A 22338-nucleotide genomic window follows, 5' to 3' on the forward strand; every position below is an offset into this window, starting at 1 on the left:
CTTTACTTCCCCCAGGCGCTACCGGAGCGAGCGTTGTCGCCCCAGACGCTGTCGAGCCTGCGGTCACGACCGCAGCTGAACCGGTAGAAGTTGTATTTGACGGCGTTGTTCTCCGCGTAGTTCTGGTGGTATCCCTCGGCGGGCCAGAAGCGAGCCGCCTGTCGGAGCTCCACCTTCAAAGCAAACCGGGGTTGTCCGAGCTCACGGGCCGCCGCCGCCGCACTGGCCTCAGCCGCCTGAGCCTGGGCGTCATCAACCGTGAAGATCACCGGCCGGTAGGAATCACCGCGGTCGCAGAACTGGCCGCCGCCATCGAGAGGGTCCACATTGCGCCAGTAGCTGCGCAGGAGCTCCGCGTAGCTGATCTGATCCGGATCAAAGCGCACCTGCACCGCTTCCTGATGCCCCGTCGTCTCACTGCTCACCTGCCGGTAGGTGGGGCGCTCCAACTGCCCGCCGCTGTAGCCGCTTACGGCATCACGCACCCCAGGCAGATGTTCCAGGTCGTGCTCCATGCACCAGAAACAGCCACCGGCAAAGACCGCCGTCTGCAGCTCAGCCATGGCGCGCTGGGGCCAGCTGAGCAGCAGCAGGCAGGTGAACAGCAGCAGCAGGATTCGTTTCATCCGATCACCTGATCAAAGATGGCCTTGGCCGCCCGCTCGGTGACCCCAGGAGCACCCAGGGTGGTCCGCAGCCGTGCGTACCCCTCCAGCATGGCCCGGCGCTCTGGGGTGTCAGTCAGCAGAGGAAGCGCCCTCTCCACCAGGGCTTCGGCCGAGAGCTCGTCCTGGAGCAGCTCCGGCACCAACCGCTGCTTGAGCAACAGATTCACCGGCGAGATGTGATCCACCTGGAAGCGCAGCACGTGGCGGGCAACCCAGGCCGTCAGTCGGCTCACGCGGTACCCCACCACCTGGGGAACCCCCTGCAAGGCCAGCTCCAGATTCACCGTGCCGGATTTGCCCAAGGCGAGATCCGCCGCCGCACAGAAGGTGGTCTTCAACCCATCCGCTTCAGCAGCGGGAATCACCCGGGCGTTGCGCACACCGGCCTCCTGCAGCGCTGCCGCCAGGGGGGCTTCGAACTCCGCAAGCCCAGCGGGAAGAAGCACCTGAAGATCGGGGTGGCGCTGCTGCAGCAGGGCTGCCGCCTGGGCCAAGGGTGGCATCAGATAGCGCAGCTCCTGGGGCCTTGAAGCCGGCAGCAGCAACAGCACCGGCGCCTCGGGATCCAGGCCAAGTTCACGGCGGGCGCTGGCACGCTCCGGCAGGTTCTGGAAGCTGTCCAGCAGGGGATGGCCCACCCAGCTCACATCCGCACCGCGGGCGGCATAGAACTCGGCCTCGGCTGGGAAGATCGCCAGGATCCTGTCAGTGAAGTCCAGCAGACGGGTGCTGCTGCCATCACCAAAGCGCCAGGCCCACTCCTGGGGAGCGATGTAATACGTGATCGGCAGCTCAGGCTGCTGGCGCCGCAGCCGTGTGCCCAAGCGCACATTGGCCCCGACATAATCAATCAGCACCACCCCATCAAAGAGCTGTTCCTCCAACAGCGCATCCACCCGGGACTGGAGCCGCAGCGTGGGAAGAATCAAGGGGAGGGCCTCCCAAAGGCCGATCGCCCCCATCGGCGCCGTGTCTGCGATCAACACCGCACCCGCCGCCTCCATGCGCGGGCCTCCAAGGGCTAGCACCTCCAGCTCAAGCCCCCGTCGTTCCGCCTCCAATCGAAGGGCGCGAATCAACAGGCTGCCCTGCAGATCACCGGAAACCTCCCCGGTGCTGATCAGCAGCCGAACCATCAGCGGCCCTGCACTGGCATCGGCCCCCGTCGGCCCTGCCCCATGGAGGCTTCGAGGAACTGGCAGAAGTGCTCAGCCGCCGGCAGCAAGGGCTGGCTGCGGGCCTGCTGAAGCGCGTCGGCAATCACCAGGTCAGAGCGATACATCAGGGTCCAGGTCTCCTGAAGCTGCTTGAGTTCGGCACCGTCATGGTTGGCAGCCAACCCACTCCGCCGCAGACCCACACGGTTCAACCCCCTCACCCGACCGGGATGGCCTTCGACCAGGCAATAGGGGGGAACATCCCGGTCGACGCGGGTCATCCCGCCCACCATCGCCATTCCACCGATGTGAACGAACTGGTGAATGCCCAGACAGCCACCAATCACCGCACGGTCTTCGATCACCACGTGGCCCGCCACCTGAATGGCATTGGACATCACGATGTTGTTGCCGAGATCGCAGTTGTGGCCCAGATGGCAATAGGCCATCAGTAGGTTGCCGTTGCCGATGCGGGTAACCTCGCCCTCATCGGTGGCGCGGTTGATCGTCACGCATTCCCGCAGCGTGTTTCCATCACCGATCAACACCTCAGTGTTGGCACCGCGGTACTTGAGATCCTGCGGCGGAAGCCCGAGACAGGCACCCGGGTACACCTTGTTGTCACGGCCCAGGGTCAGCCGACCATCCAAGACGGCATGGGGACCGATCCAGGTGTTCTCACCGATCACCACCTCAGGGCCGACCACCACACCCGGGCCGATGACCACGCCGGAGGCAAGCTCAGCCTTGGGGTCCACCACCGCCGTGGGGTGGATCTGCTGTGACGCCGTTTGCTGCAACATTCCGCTCAGTCCACCAGGGAGAACATCAATTCCCCGGAGCAGGCCAGATCGCCGTCCACCGTGGCCTCCGCCTTCACCTTGCCGAAACGTTTGCGCTTGAGGCTGAGCAGTTCACAGCGGATCACCAGCTGATCTCCAGGAACCACGGGGCGCCGGAAGCGTACCCCGTCAATACCGGCAAAAACGAACAGTCCCTTCGGCAGATCGGGCATCTGGGTCACGATCAGACCACCCACCTGCGCCATCGCCTCAACAATCAGCACCCCTGGCATCAGGGGACGCTCGGGGAAATGCCCCTGAAACTGGGGCTCGTTCATGGTCACGTTCTTGATCGCCGTGGCCGAAACCCCGGGCTCATGGGCGATGACCCGATCCACCAGCGCGAAGGGGTAACGGTGCGGGAGCAAACCGGCGATCTGCTCGCTGGTGAGCACGACGTTTGGGGTGGTGGATTCAGTCACAAAGCGGCTGCGAGATCGGTGTGAAGACCATGGGATCCCTTGTACACAAGAACCTGTGCCTGGGGAAAACCGACGAGGGCCAGGTCGCCGATTAGGTCCAAGAGCTTATGGCGCACTGGTTCATCCTCGAACCGCAGCGGTGGATTCATCCACTGATCACCGTCACAGACCAGGGCATTGTCCAGGGCTCCGCCCTGGATCAATCCTGCAGCGCGCAGCTGCTCCACCTGCTCCCGAAATCCAAAGGTGCGTGCCGGAGCGATCTCATCAACGAAGCGTTGGGGCGTGAGCTCCAGGGCGAACTGCTGGCGACCGATGGCCGCCTGCGGGAAATCGATGATGCCCACAACGCTGAAGCAATCGGACGGAGTCGCAGTGATCACACTGTTGCCGCGGGTGCGCAACAGGGGTTGCTCGAGCCGCGGTGCAGCCGGCCGCGGGGTGGCCGCCGGAAACAACCCAGCGATGGCAATGGCCTCCACCCAACCCAGGGCAGAGCCATCCAGCAGAGGCACTTCATGGCCGTTGAGGCCAATCTCCACATGGCTGAGCCCACAACCGGCCAGAGCGGCCAGCAGATGTTCGACGGTGGCCACCTTGCTGGAGCCCAGATCCAAGGTTGTGCACAACTGGCTGTCGCGCACCTGATCCGGCCGCAGCTGGATCGGCTGCTCCATCCCGGGCAGACGCATGTGGAACCCCGGCTGATCCGTCGGCCGTAGCTCGACCGTGGCCTCAGCTCCAGTGTGGAGACCAACGCCCGAACGTGACGTTTCCGCCGCCAGTGTCCAACCAGCGGAATAGTCCTGAGGCCAGTTGGTCACTAAAACTTCCAGCCCACGCCCAGATTGAACCGCCAGTCGGAGCTGAAGTCTTTACTGGCCACCTCCACACGCAGCGGACCCACCGGTGTGGTGACGATCACGCCGGTACCCACGGAAACACCGGAGCCACTCTTGTCCAGCAACAAACCGGGCTTGCCGGGCACATCCTTTTGGGTGCCGAAATCAGTACCGGCATCCATGAACACCTCACCGGAGAAGATGCTGATCAAAGGAAAGCGGTATTCGAGAGTGAGTTCGCTGAAGGCCTTCGAAACAGCAAGATCGCAGTCGTACCAACCTCGAATCGAGTTGGATCCGCCCATGCAGAACGCCTCATAGGGAGGGGCTTCACCCATGAGGAGGCCACCTTTGATCTGCACACCGATGGCCTGCGGGCAATCGGCCTGCTCGCCGGGCCGGGGACGGCAACCCTTGTGGATTTTGAGCCAGTCCACGGGAAAGAACTGGGTGTAACTCGCCCGCAACCGGTTGAAGGTGGGGGAGTCGTTGTTGATGCCGAGGAACTGCTCGGTGCCAGCCGTAAAGAAGTTGCCGCTGGTGGGGTTCCGAGGGTTGTTGAAGTTGTTGTAGGTGGTGGCGACACGTACTCCCACGAGGGTGTTGCTGTCGGCGCAGTTGTACGCCACGCAAATCACGTCATCGCTGTCGACCACTCCATTCTCACGGTTGTTGGTGGAGACGCCGTAGGGTCGAGTACTGCCTGCAAAGTTGACTGGCCGCACCTCAGCGAAGGACATGCCGGCCAGCACATTCCACTTGCTGTCCTTGTAAGGATTCCCTCCATTTAGAGGTCGGGAGAAGGAGAAGCTGCCACCGGTCCTGCGCAGCACCACGGTGTCGCCCTCGTAGTCATACCAACTGCGGTTGGGGTACTCGTCGTCGGCTTTGTTGACGTCGTCCGGAGCCTTATCTCCATCGGAGAATCCATAACTGCGGCCTGTCTCGTAAGCCTTGTTGGAGCCGTTGTCGACGTAGTCCTTCGCTGTGCGGATATAACCGTTGTCATCGCTCTGGAACAACTGCGGAACCTGCTGGCTCAGGAAGACCGACGTGCGGAAACTGGTGCGGTGCTGGTCGCCGTAGATCCAGGGATCCCTGAAGCTGAGGTTGGCGAGGCCGCCGTACTGGCCGTAGGTGATGTTCGTGGACAAATTCCAAGCTCTTCCGAGGAGGTTGGTCTCCTGTAATTGCACCTGGCCGAACACACCCTGGCTTTGGCTGTAGCCAAGGCCTCCGGAAAGCTGTCCGGTGGACTGCTCAACGATGCCCAGCACGATCACCACGTCGCCGGGTTCTTCGGGCACAGGCCGCAGGGTGACCTTGACATCACTGAAAAGCTGGGTGCCGTACAACCGTTTGATGTCCCGCTCGAGCGCATTGCGGTTGAACGGATCACCAGGCTGAATCGAAACCTCTCGGGTGATCACCCACTCCCTGGTTTTGCCGCGGATGGAGTTGCCGTTCTCATCGGTGTCATCACCATCTTGGGTGAGGAATTTCACCTCAACGCCAGACACACTCCCTTGGAGCAGCTTCAGCGTGACCACACCCTCAGGGCTGACCCGTTCCGGACCGGACACCCGCGCCAGGGAATAGCCCTGACCGGCCACGGAGGTCTGCAGGGCCTTCATCCGCTGCTGCAGATCGTTGAGGTTCAGCGTGCGGCCGTAATCGGAGGCAAACGTCTCCTCAATCAGCTCATCCGAGAGGAGATTCTCCTCGTCACCGTTGATCTCCACGGCACTCAGCGGAGGGAAGGGCTGCACCTGAACAACCACTTGAACCCCGAGCGGTCCGTTCTGAGGAACGATCCGCACATCCGAGAACAAACCAGTGGCCTGAATGCCATTCAGATCGTTCTGCAGCTCCTCGCGGGTTACACGCATTCCCGGACGCACCTGCATGGCGTCGTAGGTGGAGATCTGAAGACGTTCCTCTTCCGGGTGGCCCTCGATGCCCTCGATCAGTACCTCGGAGATGAGCACCCGGGGCTGTTCCACCACGGTGACTTCGCCAACGGTGTCGCCCACCACAACCTCTTGCCCCTCAGCGGCTTGGCTCCCAGGCGTGGCCTCCTGAGCCACCACAGGTGAAGCCACCAGGGGGATCCCCAGCATCAGACCCAGAACCGTGCGACGAACGGCAACCGAGGAGCGGCGGGTCGAACGGCGGGTCATCGAGACGCAGGCTGGGCCGGAGCCACAAAAGTTGCGCTGACCTTACAGGCAGTTGCGGGGGTTGGGGCAGCTGCCTTGGACCCGTTTAAGGACCTCCCCGTAGGCCTCCATCACCCCACCGAGATCCTTGCGGAAGCGGTCCTTGTCCAAAATCCGGTCCTCGGCGTTGCTGTTGCGGCGGTCCCAGAGCCTGCAGGTGTCAGGACTGATCTCGTCGGCGAGCAGGAGTGTTCCATCCGATGCCAACCCCAACTCCAGCTTGAAATCCACCAGTTGCAGATCAAGCCCCTCAAAGAACGGCAGGAGCACGGCATTCACCCGGCGGGCCAGTTGTTCAATCGCTGACAGTCGCTCCGAATTGGCAACTCCCAACAGCTGCACGCGCGCCTCTGTGAGCAGCGGATCACCCAGGGAATCATCCTTGTAATAAAGATCCAGAAGGGCGGGTTCGATGGCTGTGCCCTCCGTGATCGGCGTCTGACGGCAAAGCGACCCCGTGGCGGTATTGCGCAGCACCACCTCCAGGGGAATGATCTCCACCCGTCGCACGAGCATCCAGGTCTCCCCAGCCAGACCGCAGTAATGGGTCGGCACCCCCTCACGCTCCAGCAGCTCGAACAACCGTGCTGAGATCTGGCAGTTCAGCCGACCTTTGTCGTCCAGCTGGGCTTTCTTCTGGGCATTGAAAGCGGTGGCGTCGTTCTTGAACTCCACCAGCACCCGGTCGGGATCCGTGCTGGCGAACACCCGCTTGGCCTTGCCTTCGTAAAGCAGCTCTCCGTGATCGGGCGTCATGGCGACGGTGCAACGGCTGATGGTCTTACATCAGCATGGCCTCCGGGATCCCGCGGTGAACGCAGCAGGGGATCGGGTTCGGCCTCCGGCTGCAGTTGCTGGAGCGAATAACGATCGTTGAGAACAGTGGCCAACCGTTGGATCCGCTGCCGCGGCCGTGCGCCATCGCCCCCAGCCGCCAGCTGCAGTTGCAGTTGTTGATGCAGCAGGTCCATGGCCAGTCCCCAGGCCTCCGCTGCTGCCGCTTGGTCCAAGGCGGTTTCAAGCAGCTGATCGGCCTGCTCGAACTGATCGGCATCGAGCCATTGCACCGCCCGCGCCAGTCGTTTCGCCCCCTGAACGCCCGTCAGGTCGCCCAGCAGCTGCAGCTCCACAGCCACAGAGTTGTGGCCCAGAGCCGCTTCATGCAAAGCCAACTGATCGAGCCCATTGCCCTGATCCGACAACGGCTTTCCAGAGAACAGAGGCGCATCCAGGGCTTTCAGATTGCCATCCACCAAGCGGCGCAGCGCCAAAGCCGCCTGGCGGTGATCAAGGGCCGCTGCAGCAGCACGCCAGCGCAACAACAACCACTGACTCCGTTCATCGCCAACGCGGGGGATGTAGCGGTTGAGCACCACGGCTGCAGCTTCGGGGGCACCGCAGCTCATCAGGGCTTCGGCGTTCGCCAGCACCAGCTCCAAAGAATCGATCACCGGATGCAGCTCCAGCAGCCGATCACGCAAGGCCTGGCGACGGCCGTCGGAGTTGGCGATGCGGGGGTTGAGACAAGCCTGCTCCGCCGCGGCCAGATCCATCTCAGCGAGAACGCTCTGAAAGCGTTCCTCGCGCATCACCTGCGGATCCGGGGCTGCCGTGACAGCAGCCAAAAGGGTGAGGGCGAAGGGGAAAAGGGGAGTCCCCATGGCGGGCTGCGGTCTACAAAGGAAAACCTACGAGGCCCAAACCGTTCCTCCCGCAACCATGGCCATGTCGTCCACCCGTCCCACCACGCTGCCCGCCCTCCAACGTGCCCTCGTCGTCGGTGGCGGCGGCAGGGAACAGGCCCTGGCCTGGGCCCTAGGCCGTTGTCCGGGCCTGGACACGGTCTGGATCACCCCTGGCAACGGCGGCACGGAAGGCAGCGCCATGGCGGTGGGTGAAACCGACAGCGCTGGGTTGATCGCGCTGTGCCAGCAGAACGGCGTCGACCTGGTGGTGGTGGGTCCGGAAGCGCCGCTGGCCGCTGGTGTTGCCGATGCCCTGCGCGATGCGGGCTTTGCCGTGTTCGGCCCGGGAGCGGAGGGGGCCCAACTGGAGGCGAGCAAAGCCTGGGCCAAGCAGCTGATGCAGGAGGCGGGGGTCCCCACCGCTGGCCACTGGGCGGTAACCAGTGAAGCCGAGGCCCTGGCGGTGTTGCAGGAGGTGCAACGGCCTCTGGTGGTCAAAGCCGATGGCTTGGCCGCCGGCAAGGGCGTCACGGTGGCGGACAGCGTGGAGGAATCGGAAACCGCCATCCGCGAAGCCTTTGAAGGGCGTTTCGGTGCCGCCGGCTCCCAGCTGGTGCTGGAGGAGCGGATGGAGGGCCCTGAAGTGTCGGTGTTCGCCCTCTGCGATGGGGAGCGGATGGTGCTGTTGCCCCCGGCGCAGGACCACAAACGGCTCAAGGACGGTGATCGCGGACCCAACACCGGCGGCATGGGCGCCTATGCCCCCGCCCCGCTTCTGGATGCTGAGGGCCTCGAGGAGGTGCGCCGCATCGTGCTCGAGCCCACCTTGAAGGCCCTGCGCCAACGGGGCATCGATTACCGCGGCGTGATCTATGCCGGCCTGATGATCACGGCCGATGGGCCCCAGGTGATCGAGTTCAACTGTCGCTTCGGCGATCCCGAATGCCAGACATTGATGCCCCTGCTCGGCCCTGAGCTCGGCGCCGTGCTGCAGGCCTGTGCCCTGGGAAGCCTCGATCTGGCCCCGCAGCTGAGCATCGCCGAACGCTGCAGTGCCTGCGTTGTGGCGGCCGCCGAGGGCTACCCGGAGGCTCCCCGCAAAGGCGATGCGATTCGCATCGACCTCGCCCCCAGCCCCAACCATCAGCTGTTCCATGCCGGCACCCGCCGCGACAGCTCAGGCGAACTGCTCACCGCAGGGGGCCGGGTGCTGGCCGTCGTCGCCCAGGGCGATGACTTCGATGCCGCCTTTGCCGGGGCCTACAACGGCCTGAATCAGCTGGATTACGCCGGAATCACCTACCGTCGAGACATAGGCCATCAGGTGCGCTCGGGCGGATGAGCAGCGGCAGCGGAGCAGCAATCGCTGATTGGGCGCTTCCCCCCAATGGCAAGCCGCCGGGGGACGACCAGAACCTCTGGGACCGCATAACCGCCTGGTGGGCGGAATTCACCCTCCAGACCAAGCTGCTGGCGATTGCCACCCTGGTGGTGAGCCTGATGATGACGGGCATCACCTTCTTCGCGCTGAACGGAATTCAGCGCGATGCCGTGATGAACGACACGCGCTACGCCCGGGATCTGGGCCTGCTGCTGGCCGGCAATGTCACTGAGCTGGTGGCGCAGGGCCAGGACCGTGAGCTGGCCAACGTGGCCGAAAAGTTTTGGCGTTCCAGCCGCAGCGTCCGCTACATCTTCTTCGCCGACCCCGAAGGCGTCGTCTACCTGGGGATCCCGATCAGCGGAACCCCCAGCAGTGGCGATGGGGAGCTTCGTCTCAACCGACGTCTTGAGCTGCCCGAGGAGCTGCGTCGACGCCCCCAGAACCCCCTGGTACGGCAACACCTCACGCCCCAGGGGGCCGTCACCGATGTGTTCGTCCCCCTGATCCGGGGGGGTCAGTACTACGGCGTTCTCGGCCTCGGGGTGAACCCGAATGAGACGGCCCTGGCCAGCGCAGCCCTCACCCGGGAGGTGACCGTGGCCGTTTTCATCTCGATCTGGGTGCTTGTGATCCTGGGCGCGGTGTTCAACGCCCTCACCATCACCCGCCCGGTGAAGGAGCTGCTGCGGGGGGTGCGCTCCGTCGCCTCCGGCAACTTCGGTGCCCGGGTTGACCTGCCAGTAGGCGGGGAATTGGGGGAACTGCTCACTGGCTTCAACGCCATGGCCTCCCAGCTCGAGGCCTATGACGAAGCCAACATCGAGGAGCTCACAGCCGCCCAGGTGAAGCAGCAGTCGTTGATCGCCACCATGGCCGACGGCGCCATGCTGCTGGATGCCGACGGCCGCATCGTGCTGGCCAATCCCACGGCACGGCGTCTGTTCCGCTGGGAAGGGCGCAGCCTGGAAGGCCAGGAGCTGGTGGGGGAACTACCGGAACTGCTGGCCATCGAACTGCACAGTCCCCTCGATTCCCTGCTCGGTGGCGCGGCAGACAGTGAAGACCTGCGCTGCAGCGTGGGGGAACCGGCCCGCACCCTGCGCATCGTTCTGCAGGCGGTGCGTGATGCCAGCGGAGAAACCCTCAAGGGCATCGCCGTCACCATCCAAGACCTCACCCGCGAGGTGGAGCTGAATGCGGCCCAGAGCCGTTTCATCAGCAACGTCTCCCATGAACTGCGCACGCCGCTGTTCAACATCAAGAGCTACGTCGAAACCCTGCACGACCTCGGCGATCAGCTCAGCCCCGATGAACAGAAGGAGTTTCTAGGGGTCGCCAACGACGAAACCGATCGACTCACCCGGCTGGTAAACGATGTGCTGGATCTCTCCCGACTCGAATCGGGCCGGACGCTGCAGTTCGAACCGATCAGCATGCGCCCGGCCATGGAGCAGACCCTGCGCACCTACCGGCTGAATGCTGAGGATCGCCAGGTAGAACTGATGCTGGATGTTCCTGAAGAACTGCCCGAGGTGCTGGGCAACTGGGACCTGCTGCTCCAGGTGCTCGACAACCTGGTGGGCAATGCTCTGAAATTCAGCCGGCCCGGCGGCCCACTGGCGCTGCGGGCCTATCCCTGGCCCGACGCCTGTTCGGTGGAGGGGACAGCAATCACCGGAAGTGACGGACCCACCTGCGCCCTTACCTCACCGCTGCCCAAGCTGAGGGTGGAGATCGCCGACAAGGGCTGCGGGATCAGCAGCTCCGATCAGGAACGCATCTTCGATCGCTTCTTCCGGGTCGAAAATGCAGTACACACGGAAGTGGGCACCGGGTTGGGCCTCTCGATCGTGCGGGGCATCCTCGAGAAGCACGGTACTCAAGTGCAAATGGTGAGCGAGCCCGAGATCGGCACCACCTTCTGGTTCGAGCTTCCGCTTGCAGAAGCCGACAAGGATGAGCTGCAACTGCAAGCGGAACGGCGCAGCCGCAAGGCCATCACCGAGGACGTCGAGCTCTAGGTCAGTCCTCGGTGGACACACCGCGAGCGATGCGCGACAACTCGCTGCGTTCATCGGTGGTCACCCGATGGGGCACACCCGAAATGATCCGCTCGAAGTTGGAGAAGGAATCCTTGATCTGCGGACCATTGCCCGTGATCACGAATTCGCGGATGCCCTTGTCGTGCCAGGAGCCACGCATCTTGAACACGTTCAAGGCTCGAGCCATCTCCCCACGAATCTCGACGTACTGCAGCAGCAGGATCGTGTCGGTGATGGTGGAGATATGGGAGTCGGTGATCGAGTGGCTGCCCATGAACTCCTCGGAGGTGTTCGTGAAGAAGCCGGCGATCTCCTCCTGCTTGGCGTAGCCGGTCACCCCAATCACGAACTGTCGGAAGGCGTTGTGGCTGACACCCCGCGCAAGAGCTGAGAGGGAGTCGATCGCCATCCGCGACGGCTTGAACTGGCTGATCTCCGTCTTGATGATCTGCAGGTGATCTTCCAGACCCGTGGATTCGGGGTAGGCGCAAATGATCTTGAGCAGCCCGTCCTGCTCCATCTGCTCGAAGTCGATGCCCCAGCTGGTGCCGTTGCGCAGCAGCTGGGCTCGCGATTCCTCATAGGCAAACAGGATCGCTCGTTCCTTGTTGCGGCAGGCGTCTTCGATGAATTTGGAGACGAGCATCGTCTTGCCCGTTCCTGTGGCTCCGGTGGCGAGGATGATCGAATCCTTGAAGAAACCACCGCCGCACATGTCGTCCAGGCGCGGCACGCCGGAACTGACCCGCACGTTGGACGACCGCTGTGTGAGGCGCATGGCCCCCAGCGGGAAGATGCTGATGCCGTGGGCCCCCATGGTAAAAGGAAACTCGCCCTTCATGTGGGTGGTGCCCCGCAGCTTGAGGATTTCAACAGTGCGCCGACGCCGCTCTCCCTCGAGCACGTTGCGAAGGATCACCACGTTGTCGGAAACAAATTCTTCAACGCCGTAACGGGCAATCGGGCCGTACTCATCGATGCGCTCGGTGGTCATCACCGTGGTGACGCCAATTTCCTTGAGCCGGGCGATCAAGCGAAAAATCTCTCGACGCACCACAAAGACTGCGTCGTATTGCTGGAACACCGCCGTGATCGAATCAATGGCGACGCGCTTGGCCTTGTACTTGCGGATGGCGTAGTTGATCCGCTCGATCAGACCCGAGAGATCAAAGCTGCCAGCCACGTCCTGGCCGTCGGGATCTGGCGAGGCATCAAGAATGAAGAGTTTGTCCTGCTCGACCATCTCCTGCAGGTTCCAGCCGAAACTGGCGGAGTTGCGCAGGATGTCGAGGGGCGATTCCTCGAAGGTGACGAAGATGCCAGGTTCGTCGAAATCCTTGATGCCGTTGTGGAGGAAGTGCAGCGAGAACACCGTCTTTCCGGTGCCGGACGTGCCGCTGATCAGTGTGCTGCGGCCGATCGGTAGGCCGCCCTGGCACACATCATCAAAGCCCTCGATCCCCGTCGGGAGCTTTTGCACCTGCATCTGAGGCTGACCGCTGGTCGGAGGGAACTGCATAGCAAAGACCTATGACTTGACCGTAGTGAGCGCGAGATGAACCGTGCTGGAGCGCACCATGTCGCTTAAGGATCTGAAGAAATCGTCGTGTCGGTCTCCTCATCGACCGCGTCGATCAAGCTCGAATTGAGCGACGTATCGGACAACTCGTCGTAGAGCAGATCCAGGCCGATCAGCACGCGCTCCCGATCGGAGAGGTCACCGATGATGCGCCGCACCGGCGGGGGAAGAATCTTGGACAACGTTGGCGTTGCCAGGATCTTGTCTTCCTCCGCCAGTTGCGGATTTTTGAGCACGTCAATCACCTTGAGGGCATACACCCCCCGGAATTCGGTCTCGAGGATGTTGCGCAGCGTTTTCAGCGCCCGCATCGAATTGGGCGTGTTGCCCGCAACGTAGAGCTTGAGGATGTAGGTCTTGCGGGGACTCATGACGACTCCTCCGAGGCATCGAGCTGATCCATCGGGCGACGTACACGGCTGGAGGCCGTGCCCGACAGAGGAAGATCCGGCGGAATGGAGCGCCGGTACATCTCACACAGATGCGCCATCACGTCGAGAAGCGCAAGGCGGTAATCCTGAAGAAAGTCATGTTTGTGGCCCTCCAAACTCAGTTGTTTCCAGAATTCGTCGATCAAATCCACGTGGATCTCAACGGTGCGGGTGATCGGTAGATCACTGAAAAAAGCGGTGTTGACGAAGCTTTCCAGGGCCTGATTCGCCGTGGCCGGATCACTGAAGTAGCTCGCCAGCAGATCCCGGTAGGTGCGTTGGAGAGACAGCAGCAGATCCCGGCGTTCTTCAGGCGGCAGGCTGCCCAGGAAGCGGGAAGGGTCCCGCTTGTAGAAGACCCCTAGGTAGCCGAGTCGCTCCTGCAGGCGATCAGAGAGGTTACTGACGGCGCGGGAGGAGGAGCTGCTGTCGTCCGTGCGTCCGTCGGCACGACCCTGGCGCAGAAAACGCGAAATGGCCGCATCAACGTTGTATCCCAGCTGGGCCAGCTGGTCGTCGGGCAGATGCAGCTCCTCGGGGTGGTAATCCACCTGCCCCTTCACCTCCCCAACGATCACGGCGGGAAAAAGCAGACCCGCCGCCAGCAGTTGCTCCTTGGCTGAAGCATCGAGCAGGCTCTGCTCGAGCACCACAGCGTCGAAGTCGTCCTGCCGGGGTCCGAGAACAGCCGCCAGGGTCTCCCCAGGATCAACCGTCAGAACAACAGACTCGTAACGGTTGGCCGGCAGCCAGGGGCGGCAGGCTTCCACCAGGGCTGGGCTGGCCAGCACGAGAGCAACAGTGAGGGCCGGCCTGGCCATCCGGGCATCCGCAGCGTCGAGGTATCTGAATCTTGACGATGGGGCGCGTCAGAGACGAAGATCTTTGTTTGTCTTTCGATTGCGGCTCAGGCCTGAATCGGTTCGCCGAGCCTGAACGCGTCTTTTCACCTTATGGCCGACACCAAACCAGCCGCGGAACAGAGCGGTACCTACGCCATCGTTGAGGCGTCGGGCACCCAGATCTGGCTGCAGCCCAACCGCTATTACGACATCGATCGGCTTCAAGCTGAGGTGGATGACACCATCAAGCTTGAAAACGTTCTCCTGGTGAAGGACGGCAAGGGCACCACCCTCGGCCAGCCCTACGTCAAGGACGCGACAGTGTCCCTGAAGGTGATGGCCCATCGCCGCGGACCCAAGGTGATCGTTTACAAGATGCGCCCCAAAAAGAAAACCCGCAGCAAGAATGGTCACCGGCAGGAACTCACCCGGGTGATGGTTGAGTCCATCTCCGTGGGCGGCAAGGCCATCAGCTGACCTCTCCCCCTCGCTCCATCAACCGCCCCACCAGCATCTCTTCTCATGGCACATAAAAAAGGCACAGGCTCAACCCGTAACGGCCGCGACTCAAACGCCAAACGCCTTGGTGTGAAGGCCTACGGCGGCGAAACCGTCACCGCCGGTTCCATCCTGATCCGCCAGCGCGGCACCTCCGTTCTGCCCGGCGTCAATGTCGGCAAAGGCAAGGACGACACCCTGTTTGCCCTCACCGACGGCATCGTGAAGTTCGAATCGATCCGCCGCGGCCTGCGCAACCGCAAGCGCATCAACATCACTGCAGCGGTCTGAGTTTCAAGGCCAACGTCAATTCAAAGCCCCGATGCCAGCTGGCACCGGGGCTTTTTTGTTGGCAGCTTGTGTTGCCGCAGCCTCAGGAACGCCGGTAGAGCCGAGCCGTAATCAACAGGGGGTGAAACACCTCCAGGAACTGAGCCTGCAGGGTGCGGAAAAACCCATCCACCAGGGCCGGATCATCGAAATGGAAGGGGTACTCGCCCTGATGCCCTTTGAAGAAGTACCAGTTCAGAAGCGCGATGGCCCCGGAGGACATGCGCTGGTGAAACTCCAGCAACTGCGCCGAGGGATCCGGCAGGTGTTCCAGCACATCGAGGCAGACCACCGCATCGAAACGAACATCGCCTGTGCTGCTGAGGTCGCGATGCACCGAGAGCTTGTCCGCCAGCCCCAGGCTTTGCGCCCGTTGCTGAACAAAAGCCTGGTTGTGGGGATTGATGTCGACAAACCAGACGTGATCGACCTCCGGCAGCGCCGCCGCTGATAGGGCGTGGGTGCCGATGCCACCGCCGAAATCCAGCACCTGGCCCTGCACCGCCATGCCCTGCAGCCGCAGCGTGTCGGCGATGTAGTCCGCACTGGAGAGGTGCCAGGCCGCCAGCTCCAGCAGGTGTCCCGTGCCCACCGTGTCCTCATAGAAGGCGGTGGCGTCCTCCGGCCGGAACGCACCGGGATGGAGATCCGCCAGGTCGTCGGTGCTGCTGGGCAGACGCTGCTCAAGCTGATCCAGCGTCAAGTCGAGGTAGCGACTGAGGTGTTGCTTGATGCCCAAACCATCCGCCAGGAATGCGGAGACGTCCACGTCCGTGCTGCTGCGGAGCTGGGGCATGGATGGGCATCAGAGAGCGGCCAACCTACGCAGCCGGCGGAATGCAACAGTCAGGGCACCCCGCTCCAGCCCCGGTGAACGGCCCCTTCGGCTTCGTGGTGATCGACAAGCCGGCAGGCCTCACCTCCCATGCCTGCGTCAGCCGCCTGCGCCGCAGCTACGGCCTCAAGCGCGTGGGCCATGGGGGCACCCTTGATCCTGCCGTCACCGGGGTTCTCCCCATTGCCCTAGGGCCGGCGACCCGATTGCTGCCGTACCTCCCCGGGGAGAAGACCTACACCGGGGTGATTCAGCTGGGCCGGCGCACCAGCAGCGACGATCTGGAAGGAGAGCTGCTGGAGCAGCAGGCCTGGCCATCCCTTAGCGAAGCCGAGCTCAACAGCAGCCTGGAGGCGTTCCGGGGCGCGATTGAACAGCGTCCTCCGCAAGTCTCCGCCGTCCATGTGGATGGCGAACGGGCCCACGCCAGGGCACGGCGCGGTGAAGCCATGGATCTGCCGCCACGGGCCGTCACCGTGCACCGGCTAGAGCTGTTGGATTGGAATGCGGCCCTGGGGGAGCTCCGCATCGAGGTGCTCTGTTCCGCCGGCACCTACATCCGCTCGATCGCCAGGGATCTGGGGGACCGCATCGGCTGCGGAGGTTGTCTGGCCTCCCTGCGCCGCACCCAAGCCCTGGGGTTCCATGCGCATCAGGCCCATCCCCTGCCGGAGCGAGACGCTGTGCCGCCCGATCCCCTCTCGCCGCTGCTGGCCCTGGGGGCCCTGCCCCGGCGTGATCTCAGCGAAGCCGAGCAGATCGACTGGCGCTGCGGCCGACGCATCGCGATGGATCCAGGGCCTGGAGAGGCGGTGGTGGTGTGCAATGCGGATGGAAGCATGGCCGGCATCGGCCACCGCGAGAGCGAAAGTCTGCTGCGACCCAAGGTGGTCTTCGATGCAGCAGGCTGAAACCAACCGGTCGCTCAGTACTCTCCGAGCGCATCCCGCCCTGCCCTGACGCGATGGCTGGCCACAGCAAATGGTCCCAGATCAAACGCACCAAGGCCGTCGTCGACGCCAAACGTGGTGCGGTGTTCACCCGGCTGGGGCGGGAAATCATGGTGGCGGCCCGTGCCGGAGCCGATCCCGCCGGGAATTTTCAGTTGCGGACGGCCATCAGCAAAGCCCGTGCCGCTGGGGTGCCCGCCTCCAACATCGAGCGGGCCATCGCCAAGGGGTCAGGTCAGGCCGGTGATGGAGCCCAACTCGAGGAGGTGCGCTACGAGGGCTACGGCCCCGGCGGCATGGCGGTGCTGGTGGAAGCGCTCACGGACAACCGCAACCGCACCGCGGCGGATCTGCGGCTGGCCTTCAGCAAGAACGGCGGAAATCTGGGGGAAAACGGCTGCGTGGCCTACCTGTTTGAACACCGCAGCGAAGTGATCCTCAACGCCGGCCCCAACGACGAGGAACGGTTATTGGAAAACCTCCTGGAGCTGGAGGCCGATGGCTATGAGCTGTTGGACGAATCAGTGATGGTGCACGGCCCCTTTGAGGCCTTGGAGAGCCTTCAGGACGGCTTGCGACGGGCTGACTGGAATGTGCGGGAATGGGGCCATCACTGGTCCGCCCAGACCAGCGTCTCTGTGAACGATCCCGACACCGCCCGCAGCTGCCTCAAGCTGCTGGATGCCCTCGACGGGCTCGACGATGTGCGCAGCGTCAGCGCCAACCTCGATCTCACCGACGGACTGGAGCTCGACTGACGCCTCCTTGAAGTTTGTCGTCAGCAAATCCGCACCAAAGCTTGAGGCCCTGAGCCCCGATCGACCCCAGCGCTAGGCCGAAGACATCCCTTCTGGAGGATCGCCATGTCCATGAAACAGCTGGAGACGTTCATGTCGCGGGTGCAGAGCAACGACTCGATCCGCGATGAGGTGCAGCGCTGCGGCAAGGACAACTCCTGCGTGGTCAAGGTCGGGGCCAAACACGGCCACAAGTTCTCGCCCGCACACCTGAGCCGGTGGCAAAAGGAACACTGACACCCGACCAGGCCGGCGGCTGCCCCCCCCTCAGGGGGACTCAGTCGCCTTCTCCTCCCTCGCCATCGGGTTGCTGACGAATCATCCGCGCCAGCATCTCCAACTTGGCGTTTTCCGATTCCGAGGCCCGGGTGGCCATCCAGGCACTGGCCGCCTTCTGCTGGGCCAGCTGCTGCACCAACGCCAGGGCCGTCTCGCGCAACTGCTCAAGGTCCTGACAGTCCTGAATGAAGCGCGTCCAGCGTTCCGCCTCAAAGCTCTGCTCAAGGCGCCGTTCCACGGGGTCGATGCTCATCGCCGCTGCTCTCGGCTGTTCAAACTAAAGCCGCTGCATCGCACCAGAGCCAGACATTGGGATGGGTCAGCAGCCAGCTGGCGGGCAGCGCAGGATCCGGCTCCGTTAAGTCCAACAACCGCTTGAGGATGCCGGCCTTGGCGGCGCCGGTCACCACCAGATGAATCTCAGCAGCCTCGAGGATCTCCCACAGGCCCAGGGTGATGGCCCGCTGCGGCACAGCCTCAACGCAACCATCGAAGAGCACCGCGTTCTGCTGCCGGGTTGCAGGGGTCAGCTCCACCTCATGGCAGTGCTGATCAGGGGGACAAGGCGGCTCGTTGAAACCCACATGACCATTGCTACCGAGCCCCAGAAGCTGCAGGCCGATGCCCCCGCAGCCGCTGAGCTGCTCGCCGTAGCGCCGCGCGGCAACCGCTCCGTCAGCGGCAGTGCTGTCGGGCAGATGCACCGCTGAGGCGGGCAAGCCCAGGGGTGCAGCGAGGTGGTGGGTCATGTAGGCCCTGTAGCCCCGGGGATCGTCCGCCGAAAGTCCGAGGTATTCGTCCAGATTGAAGCTGCACCATCGGGCCCGCAGGGCCTCCAGCTCATCGGCAGACCACGACAGCAGCCGTTCCACCAGGGTGCGATAGAGCGGCTCCATCGTGCGTCCCGTGGCGAGGCCCAAGGGCTTCAGGGGATCAGGCCCCTGCCAACTGCGCAGATGACGCTCCAGATGGACCGCCAGCACAGCGCAGAGATCCGTGTCACTGGAATGGCGTTGCAGACGACAGGGAAACCGTGCCAAAGGGCGAAACCGGCATGTCTCTCCAGAGTGGCTTCGTTGGAGGCTTCAGCGCCAGCGATGGATCGTGGTGCGGCTGGTAGGGAACAACCTCAGCCCCGCGGTAGTAGTGCCGAAGAATCGAGCGGAAGTGAGCCCCCTGCTCCGCCAGACCATGGGCTCCCCACTGACTCATGCCAACGCCGTGGCCATAGCCCTGGCCCTTCACCAACAGCTGGAGTCCGCCAGCGGACCAACGACGCACCGACGTCTTGCTGACCAGCACCGGCGGAGGGGCCACCAACAGGGGCAGCCGTGCTCCCCGCTGGCGAGCCACCGATGCGGTGATCCGCTCAATGCGGGAGCCCGGGCGGGCGGTTGCAGTCACCCGCCGCACCGGAAGCTCCATGGGGGGGCGCTGCTCCCCCGCCACCATCTCAAAGTTCACCAGCGTGCTTTTGAGTCCCAACCGCTTGCGCAGCTCGCCGCCGCTGAGCACCAGCGATCCGCGGGGCCCGCGCAAGCGGGCCTCACGCACCCGTCCGCTGGCGGAACGACTCAGCACCTCAACGTCCTGGAGACCACCGGTTTCGGGCAGCCGCTGACGCAGCCCAGCCGAATCAAACCATTGTTCCCAGCGGTGCACCGGGCTGTGCTGATCGTGATCGGGGACGCTGACCAGATAGGGATGCTGGCGGCGCCAGACCATCCCACTCGCCTCGGTCACCCCGCCAGAACTGCTGTGGAAGACGGCATCGATCAGGCGACCGCCGTGCACGAGCACCAGCGAACGGGTGCTCGCCACCGCCTTGCGTGTGCTCGGCGTTTCCGACTCCACGCCGCGGTACACCTGACTCGCCACCGTCGCCTTCACATCCCAGGCACCACCGCGACTGCGCTGTTTCAATGCATAGGTGCGCGCGGCCACGGCCTGGGCCTGTAGGGCAGCCAGGGGCCAGCGGTGGGGCATTTCGCTGCCGACAACACTGGCGAGATAGGTCTCAACGCCAAGGCTGTTGACCACCCGCAAGGTGCCGCCGCGGCCGCTGATGCGCAGCACACCGCGGTAGCGACGCCCCCCCAACCAGACGCCCCGTGGGTCGTCGTTCTGCACCGTCACCAGGGTGCTGGGGGCCAGCCGCATCGATCGGCCATCCGCAGTGGCGCTCAGGCGGGCTCCTTGAAGGCTGAGCTGCAGCCGCTGCGGCCGTCGCTCGCCGCCGGGGAGTCCCCGCACCCGCAGCGGCTGTGCACCATCGGAGCGCAGGCTGACCCGGTTGTTCTCCAGCAGCAGCACGCGCATCTGCGGCTCGCGGCCGCGGGCCAGCACCGCCGGTGATGGAGCGATCACAGCGACGAGCACCAGCCCGACGGCAACGGAGGCGCGGCGCACGCTGGAGATCAACAGGCGTCCCAGTGTGCCGCCTGTTCCAGGGTTCAGCCAGATGGCAGCATGAGTCCTGAGGAGCACCGGCCTTGCAGGTCACATTTCTCGGTACGAGTTCTGGGGTACCCACCCGGGCCCGCAACGTTTCAGCCGTGGCACTGCGCTTGCCGCAGCGCTCGGAGATGTGGCTGTTCGACTGCGGCGAGGGAACCCAACATCAGTTTTTACGCAGTGATCTGCGGCTGTCGCAGCTGCGCCGGGTGTTCATCACCCACATGCATGGCGACCACGTGTTCGGCCTGCCTGGTCTGCTCGCCAGCCTCGGGCTCGCCGGCAGCAGCGCCGCAGGGGTGGATCTCTACGGGCCGGACCCCCTGGAGAGTTACCTCAATGGTGTGCTGCGCACCAGCTCCACCCGGATCGGCTATCCCCTCGCCGTCCACAGGGTCCGGGATGCAGCCGAGCAGGGCACGCTGCTGTTCGAGGACGACGACTTCACGGTGCGCTGCACCCCGCTCACCCACCGTGTGCCGGCCTACGCCTACCGCATCGAACAGAAGCCCCTGGCCGGTCGCTTCGATATTGAGAAGGCACGGGAACTGAACATCCCACCCGGCCCCGTGTACGCCCAGTTGAAGCGGGGTGAAACGGTGACCCTGGAGGACGGTCGCAGCATCGACGGCACCAGCCTCTGCGGAGAGGAACGGCCCGGTGTGAGCGTCGTTTATTGCACCGACACCGTGTTCTGCGAAGCGGCCGTCGAGCTTGCCCGCGGCGCGGATCTGCTGATCCATGAATCCACCTTTGCCCATGGCGAGGCGGAGATGGCGTTCCAGAAACAGCACTCCACCAGCACCATGGCTGCCCAGACGGCCGCCGAAGCGGGTGTGGGGCAGCTGGTGCTCACCCACCTCAGCCCGCGCTACGTGCCTGGCAACCCGGTCACGCCCCAAGACCTGTTGGAAGAAGCCAAGGCGATCTTCCCCAACACGCTGCTGGCCAAGGACTTCCTCAGCATTGACGTCAAACCACGCTGCAACAGTTCGTGATCCGGCCACAGAGGGTCACTTCCCCGTGATACAAGAGCTTGGTGCGGTGAATGCGTCACACCCCCTTACCTTCATGGCCTCTGTGTTCTCTTCCTTGCGACGGTCCCTGAAGGGCCTTCTGGTCCTCATCCCGGTGCTGATCGGTTTGGCCGTTATCTCTCCGGCTCAGGCGGCCCAGTGGGACGCCGAGACCCTGACGGTTCCGGCAGATCCCTCCGGCACAGAGGTGACCTTCAGCGATCGCGAAATCGATGCTGGCCGCAAGGTGTTCAACACCAGCTGCGGCACCTGCCACGCCGGTGGCATCACCAAGACCAACCACAACGTGGGCTTGGATCCAGAGACCTTGGCCCTGGCCACCCCGGCCCGCGACAACGTTGAGGCCCTGGTCGATTACATGAAGGACCCCACCTCCTACGACGGTGAGTACAGCATTGCTGACGTTCACCCCAGCATGCGCGACGCTGAGCTCTATCCCGCCATGCGCGACCTCGATGACGAGGATCTGCGCCTGATGGCCGGTTACATCCTGGTGTCCCCCAAAGTCCAGGGCAGCGCCTGGGGTGGCGGCAAGATCTACTTCTGATCAGCTTCCGCCGATCAACTCCGATCAAAATTGTCTGTCCCCGGCGGCCTCAGGTCGTCGGGGCTTTTTGCTGGGGACTCACCTGCTCAGGGGCCATGGAGTTGGGATGGCGGCTGTACCACCACTCCTGCAGATCCCGGCTGAAACGAACGGAGAACAGGGTCAGCACGGTGGGTGTGGGCCGGCCCCCTGGCTGCAGCAGTTCCACGGCGTAGGAGGGGCAACGCCTGGCCGCCAGGTCGGGAACAAACCGCCGTCCGATCCGTCGCCAGCTCGGCTCCTTGCTGCGCCAGGCCAGACGACAGCAGGGCCAGGGCAGTTCTTCGCGATCAAACAACCGGCAACAGGGCCCGATGACGCGGAAGCTGTACTGACCGCCGGGGCTGGTGTGAACGCTGCCGGGCTCCAGAAGATCGTCGACTTCGGGGCGGCTCACGGCAGGAGAAGACAAGGGACACGCATGGAAGACGACCAGACCAAAAAAAACCACCCCCGAAG

At 63.8% G+C, this 22338-nt stretch carries 25 protein-coding genes; 9 read left to right on the forward strand and 16 right to left on the reverse strand.

What is annotated here, in order from left to right; genetic code table 11:
• Window positions 1-2: 2 nt before the first annotated feature.
• Genes msrA through DXY04_RS07775 form a run of 8 tightly spaced genes read right to left on the reverse strand, consistent with a single transcriptional unit; the run spans window position 3 to window position 7811 of the window.
• On the reverse strand, window positions 3-626 hold the full coding sequence (gene msrA, locus DXY04_RS07740) for a peptide-methionine (S)-S-oxide reductase MsrA (protein ID WP_115161631.1): 624 nt from the start codon (window positions 624-626) through the stop codon (window positions 3-5).
• On the reverse strand, window positions 623-1804 hold the full coding sequence (lpxB, locus tag DXY04_RS07745) for a lipid-A-disaccharide synthase (RefSeq protein WP_115161632.1): 1182 nt from the start codon (window positions 1802-1804) through the stop codon (window positions 623-625). Before lpxB ends, msrA begins: the two co-directional genes overlap by 4 nt.
• Complete coding sequence (lpxA, locus tag DXY04_RS07750; RefSeq protein ID WP_115161633.1) at window positions 1804-2628, reverse strand: acyl-ACP--UDP-N-acetylglucosamine O-acyltransferase; 825 nt, start codon at window positions 2626-2628, stop codon at window positions 1804-1806. Before lpxA ends, lpxB begins: the two co-directional genes overlap by 1 nt.
• A gap of 5 nt (window positions 2629-2633) precedes the next feature.
• On the reverse strand, window positions 2634-3089 hold the full coding sequence (fabZ, locus tag DXY04_RS07755) for a 3-hydroxyacyl-ACP dehydratase FabZ (protein WP_114989460.1): 456 nt from the start codon (window positions 3087-3089) through the stop codon (window positions 2634-2636).
• Entirely contained in the window at window positions 3086-3913 is an 828-nt protein-coding gene (gene lpxC / locus DXY04_RS07760; protein ID WP_115161634.1) for a UDP-3-O-acyl-N-acetylglucosamine deacetylase, read from the reverse strand. The genes fabZ and lpxC overlap by 4 nt, the downstream gene beginning before the upstream one ends.
• On the reverse strand, window positions 3913-6111 hold the full coding sequence (locus tag DXY04_RS07765; protein ID WP_115161635.1) for an outer membrane protein assembly factor: 2199 nt from the start codon (window positions 6109-6111) through the stop codon (window positions 3913-3915). Before DXY04_RS07765 ends, lpxC begins: the two co-directional genes overlap by 1 nt.
• A gap of 42 nt (window positions 6112-6153) precedes the next feature.
• The gene (purC, locus tag DXY04_RS07770; protein ID WP_115161636.1) at window positions 6154-6906 is read right to left on the reverse strand and encodes a phosphoribosylaminoimidazolesuccinocarboxamide synthase; all 753 of its coding nucleotides are present in this window, start codon (window positions 6904-6906) and stop codon (window positions 6154-6156) included.
• Entirely contained in the window at window positions 6903-7811 is a 909-nt protein-coding gene (locus DXY04_RS07775; protein ID WP_115161637.1) for a hypothetical protein, read from the reverse strand. Before DXY04_RS07775 ends, purC begins: the two co-directional genes overlap by 4 nt.
• A gap of 58 nt (window positions 7812-7869) precedes the next feature.
• Between DXY04_RS07775 and purD the strand changes: the two genes are divergently transcribed.
• Together purD and DXY04_RS07785 are read left to right on the forward strand one after the other, a co-directional pair.
• A complete protein-coding gene (gene purD / locus DXY04_RS07780; protein WP_115161638.1) occupies window positions 7870-9177 on the forward strand; it encodes a phosphoribosylamine--glycine ligase in 1308 nt (435 codons plus the stop codon).
• Window positions 9174-11240 (forward strand): ATP-binding protein, encoded by a 2067-nt coding sequence (locus DXY04_RS07785; protein ID WP_115161639.1) that lies wholly within the window; start codon window positions 9174-9176, stop codon window positions 11238-11240. Before purD ends, DXY04_RS07785 begins: the two co-directional genes overlap by 4 nt.
• Before the next feature lies 1 nt (window position 11241).
• Here the strand turns inward: DXY04_RS07785 and kaiC are convergent, their stop codons facing one another.
• From kaiC to DXY04_RS07800, 3 genes are all read right to left on the reverse strand, one after another.
• Complete coding sequence (gene kaiC, locus DXY04_RS07790; protein ID WP_115161640.1) at window positions 11242-12780, reverse strand: circadian clock protein KaiC; 1539 nt, start codon at window positions 12778-12780, stop codon at window positions 11242-11244.
• Between the two features lie 65 nt (window positions 12781-12845).
• The gene (gene kaiB / locus DXY04_RS07795; RefSeq protein WP_006850278.1) at window positions 12846-13211 is read right to left on the reverse strand and encodes a circadian clock protein KaiB; all 366 of its coding nucleotides are present in this window, start codon (window positions 13209-13211) and stop codon (window positions 12846-12848) included.
• On the reverse strand, window positions 13208-14092 hold the full coding sequence (locus DXY04_RS07800; RefSeq protein WP_115161641.1) for a circadian clock protein KaiA: 885 nt from the start codon (window positions 14090-14092) through the stop codon (window positions 13208-13210). Before DXY04_RS07800 ends, kaiB begins: the two co-directional genes overlap by 4 nt.
• 132 nt (window positions 14093-14224) lie before the next feature.
• Here DXY04_RS07800 and rplU point away from each other — a divergent pair, with 132 nt between their 5' ends.
• Window positions 14225-14590: a 50S ribosomal protein L21 gene (gene rplU, locus DXY04_RS07805; protein WP_115161642.1), complete on the forward strand. Its 366-nt coding sequence runs from the start codon at window positions 14225-14227 to the stop codon at window positions 14588-14590.
• A 45-nt stretch (window positions 14591-14635) separates the two neighbouring features.
• Entirely contained in the window at window positions 14636-14902 is a 267-nt protein-coding gene (gene rpmA, locus DXY04_RS07810; protein WP_114989469.1) for a 50S ribosomal protein L27, read from the forward strand.
• An 82-nt stretch (window positions 14903-14984) separates the two neighbouring features.
• Here rpmA and DXY04_RS07815 read toward each other — a convergent pair whose 3' ends face one another.
• Window positions 14985-15737: a bifunctional 2-polyprenyl-6-hydroxyphenol methylase/3-demethylubiquinol 3-O-methyltransferase UbiG gene (locus tag DXY04_RS07815; protein WP_115161643.1), complete on the reverse strand. Its 753-nt coding sequence runs from the start codon at window positions 15735-15737 to the stop codon at window positions 14985-14987.
• Window positions 15738-15778: 41 nt separating this feature from the next.
• Here DXY04_RS07815 and truB point away from each other — a divergent pair, with 41 nt between their 5' ends.
• From truB to DXY04_RS07830, 3 genes are all read left to right on the forward strand, one after another.
• Window positions 15779-16687 (forward strand): tRNA pseudouridine(55) synthase TruB, encoded by a 909-nt coding sequence (truB, locus tag DXY04_RS07820; protein WP_115161697.1) that lies wholly within the window; start codon window positions 15779-15781, stop codon window positions 16685-16687.
• A 53-nt stretch (window positions 16688-16740) separates the two neighbouring features.
• On the forward strand, window positions 16741-17484 hold the full coding sequence (locus tag DXY04_RS07825; RefSeq protein WP_115161644.1) for a YebC/PmpR family DNA-binding transcriptional regulator: 744 nt from the start codon (window positions 16741-16743) through the stop codon (window positions 17482-17484).
• Between the two features lie 105 nt (window positions 17485-17589).
• A complete protein-coding gene (locus tag DXY04_RS07830) occupies window positions 17590-17760 on the forward strand; it encodes a Nif11 family protein (protein ID WP_071823080.1) in 171 nt (56 codons plus the stop codon).
• Between the two features lie 40 nt (window positions 17761-17800).
• Here the strand turns inward: DXY04_RS07830 and DXY04_RS07835 are convergent, their stop codons facing one another.
• From DXY04_RS07835 to DXY04_RS07845, 3 genes are read right to left on the reverse strand one after another with little or no spacing between them, the layout of a single operon-like run.
• Window positions 17801-18055: a hypothetical protein gene (locus DXY04_RS07835; RefSeq protein ID WP_115161645.1), complete on the reverse strand. Its 255-nt coding sequence runs from the start codon at window positions 18053-18055 to the stop codon at window positions 17801-17803.
• Between the two features lie 19 nt (window positions 18056-18074).
• Window positions 18075-18842: a glucosamine-6-phosphate deaminase gene (locus tag DXY04_RS07840; RefSeq protein WP_371634528.1), complete on the reverse strand. Its 768-nt coding sequence runs from the start codon at window positions 18840-18842 to the stop codon at window positions 18075-18077.
• Window positions 18802-20289 (reverse strand): SpoIID/LytB domain-containing protein, encoded by a 1488-nt coding sequence (locus DXY04_RS07845; protein WP_115161647.1) that lies wholly within the window; start codon window positions 20287-20289, stop codon window positions 18802-18804. The genes DXY04_RS07840 and DXY04_RS07845 overlap by 41 nt, the downstream gene beginning before the upstream one ends.
• 5 nt (window positions 20290-20294) lie before the next feature.
• On the opposite strand from DXY04_RS07845, the gene rnz reads away from it, so the two are divergent.
• Together rnz and psbV are read left to right on the forward strand one after the other, a co-directional pair.
• Window positions 20295-21254, forward strand: a complete 960-nt coding sequence (rnz, locus tag DXY04_RS07850; RefSeq protein WP_115161648.1) for a ribonuclease Z — start codon at window positions 20295-20297, stop codon at window positions 21252-21254.
• Between the two features lie 73 nt (window positions 21255-21327).
• Window positions 21328-21840, forward strand: coding sequence for a photosystem II cytochrome c-550 (psbV, locus tag DXY04_RS07855; RefSeq protein WP_244278623.1), 513 nt, complete (start codon window positions 21328-21330; stop codon window positions 21838-21840).
• A 49-nt stretch (window positions 21841-21889) separates the two neighbouring features.
• On the opposite strand, the gene DXY04_RS07860 is transcribed toward psbV, so the two are convergent.
• Window positions 21890-22276, reverse strand: coding sequence for a hypothetical protein (locus tag DXY04_RS07860; protein ID WP_115161698.1), 387 nt, complete (start codon window positions 22274-22276; stop codon window positions 21890-21892).
• Between the last annotated feature and the right edge of the window lie 62 nt (window positions 22277-22338).

Origin of the sequence: Synechococcus sp. UW86, assembly GCF_900474085.1 — a bacterium.
In the GTDB taxonomy this organism is placed as follows: domain Bacteria; phylum Cyanobacteriota; class Cyanobacteriia; order PCC-6307; family Cyanobiaceae; genus Parasynechococcus.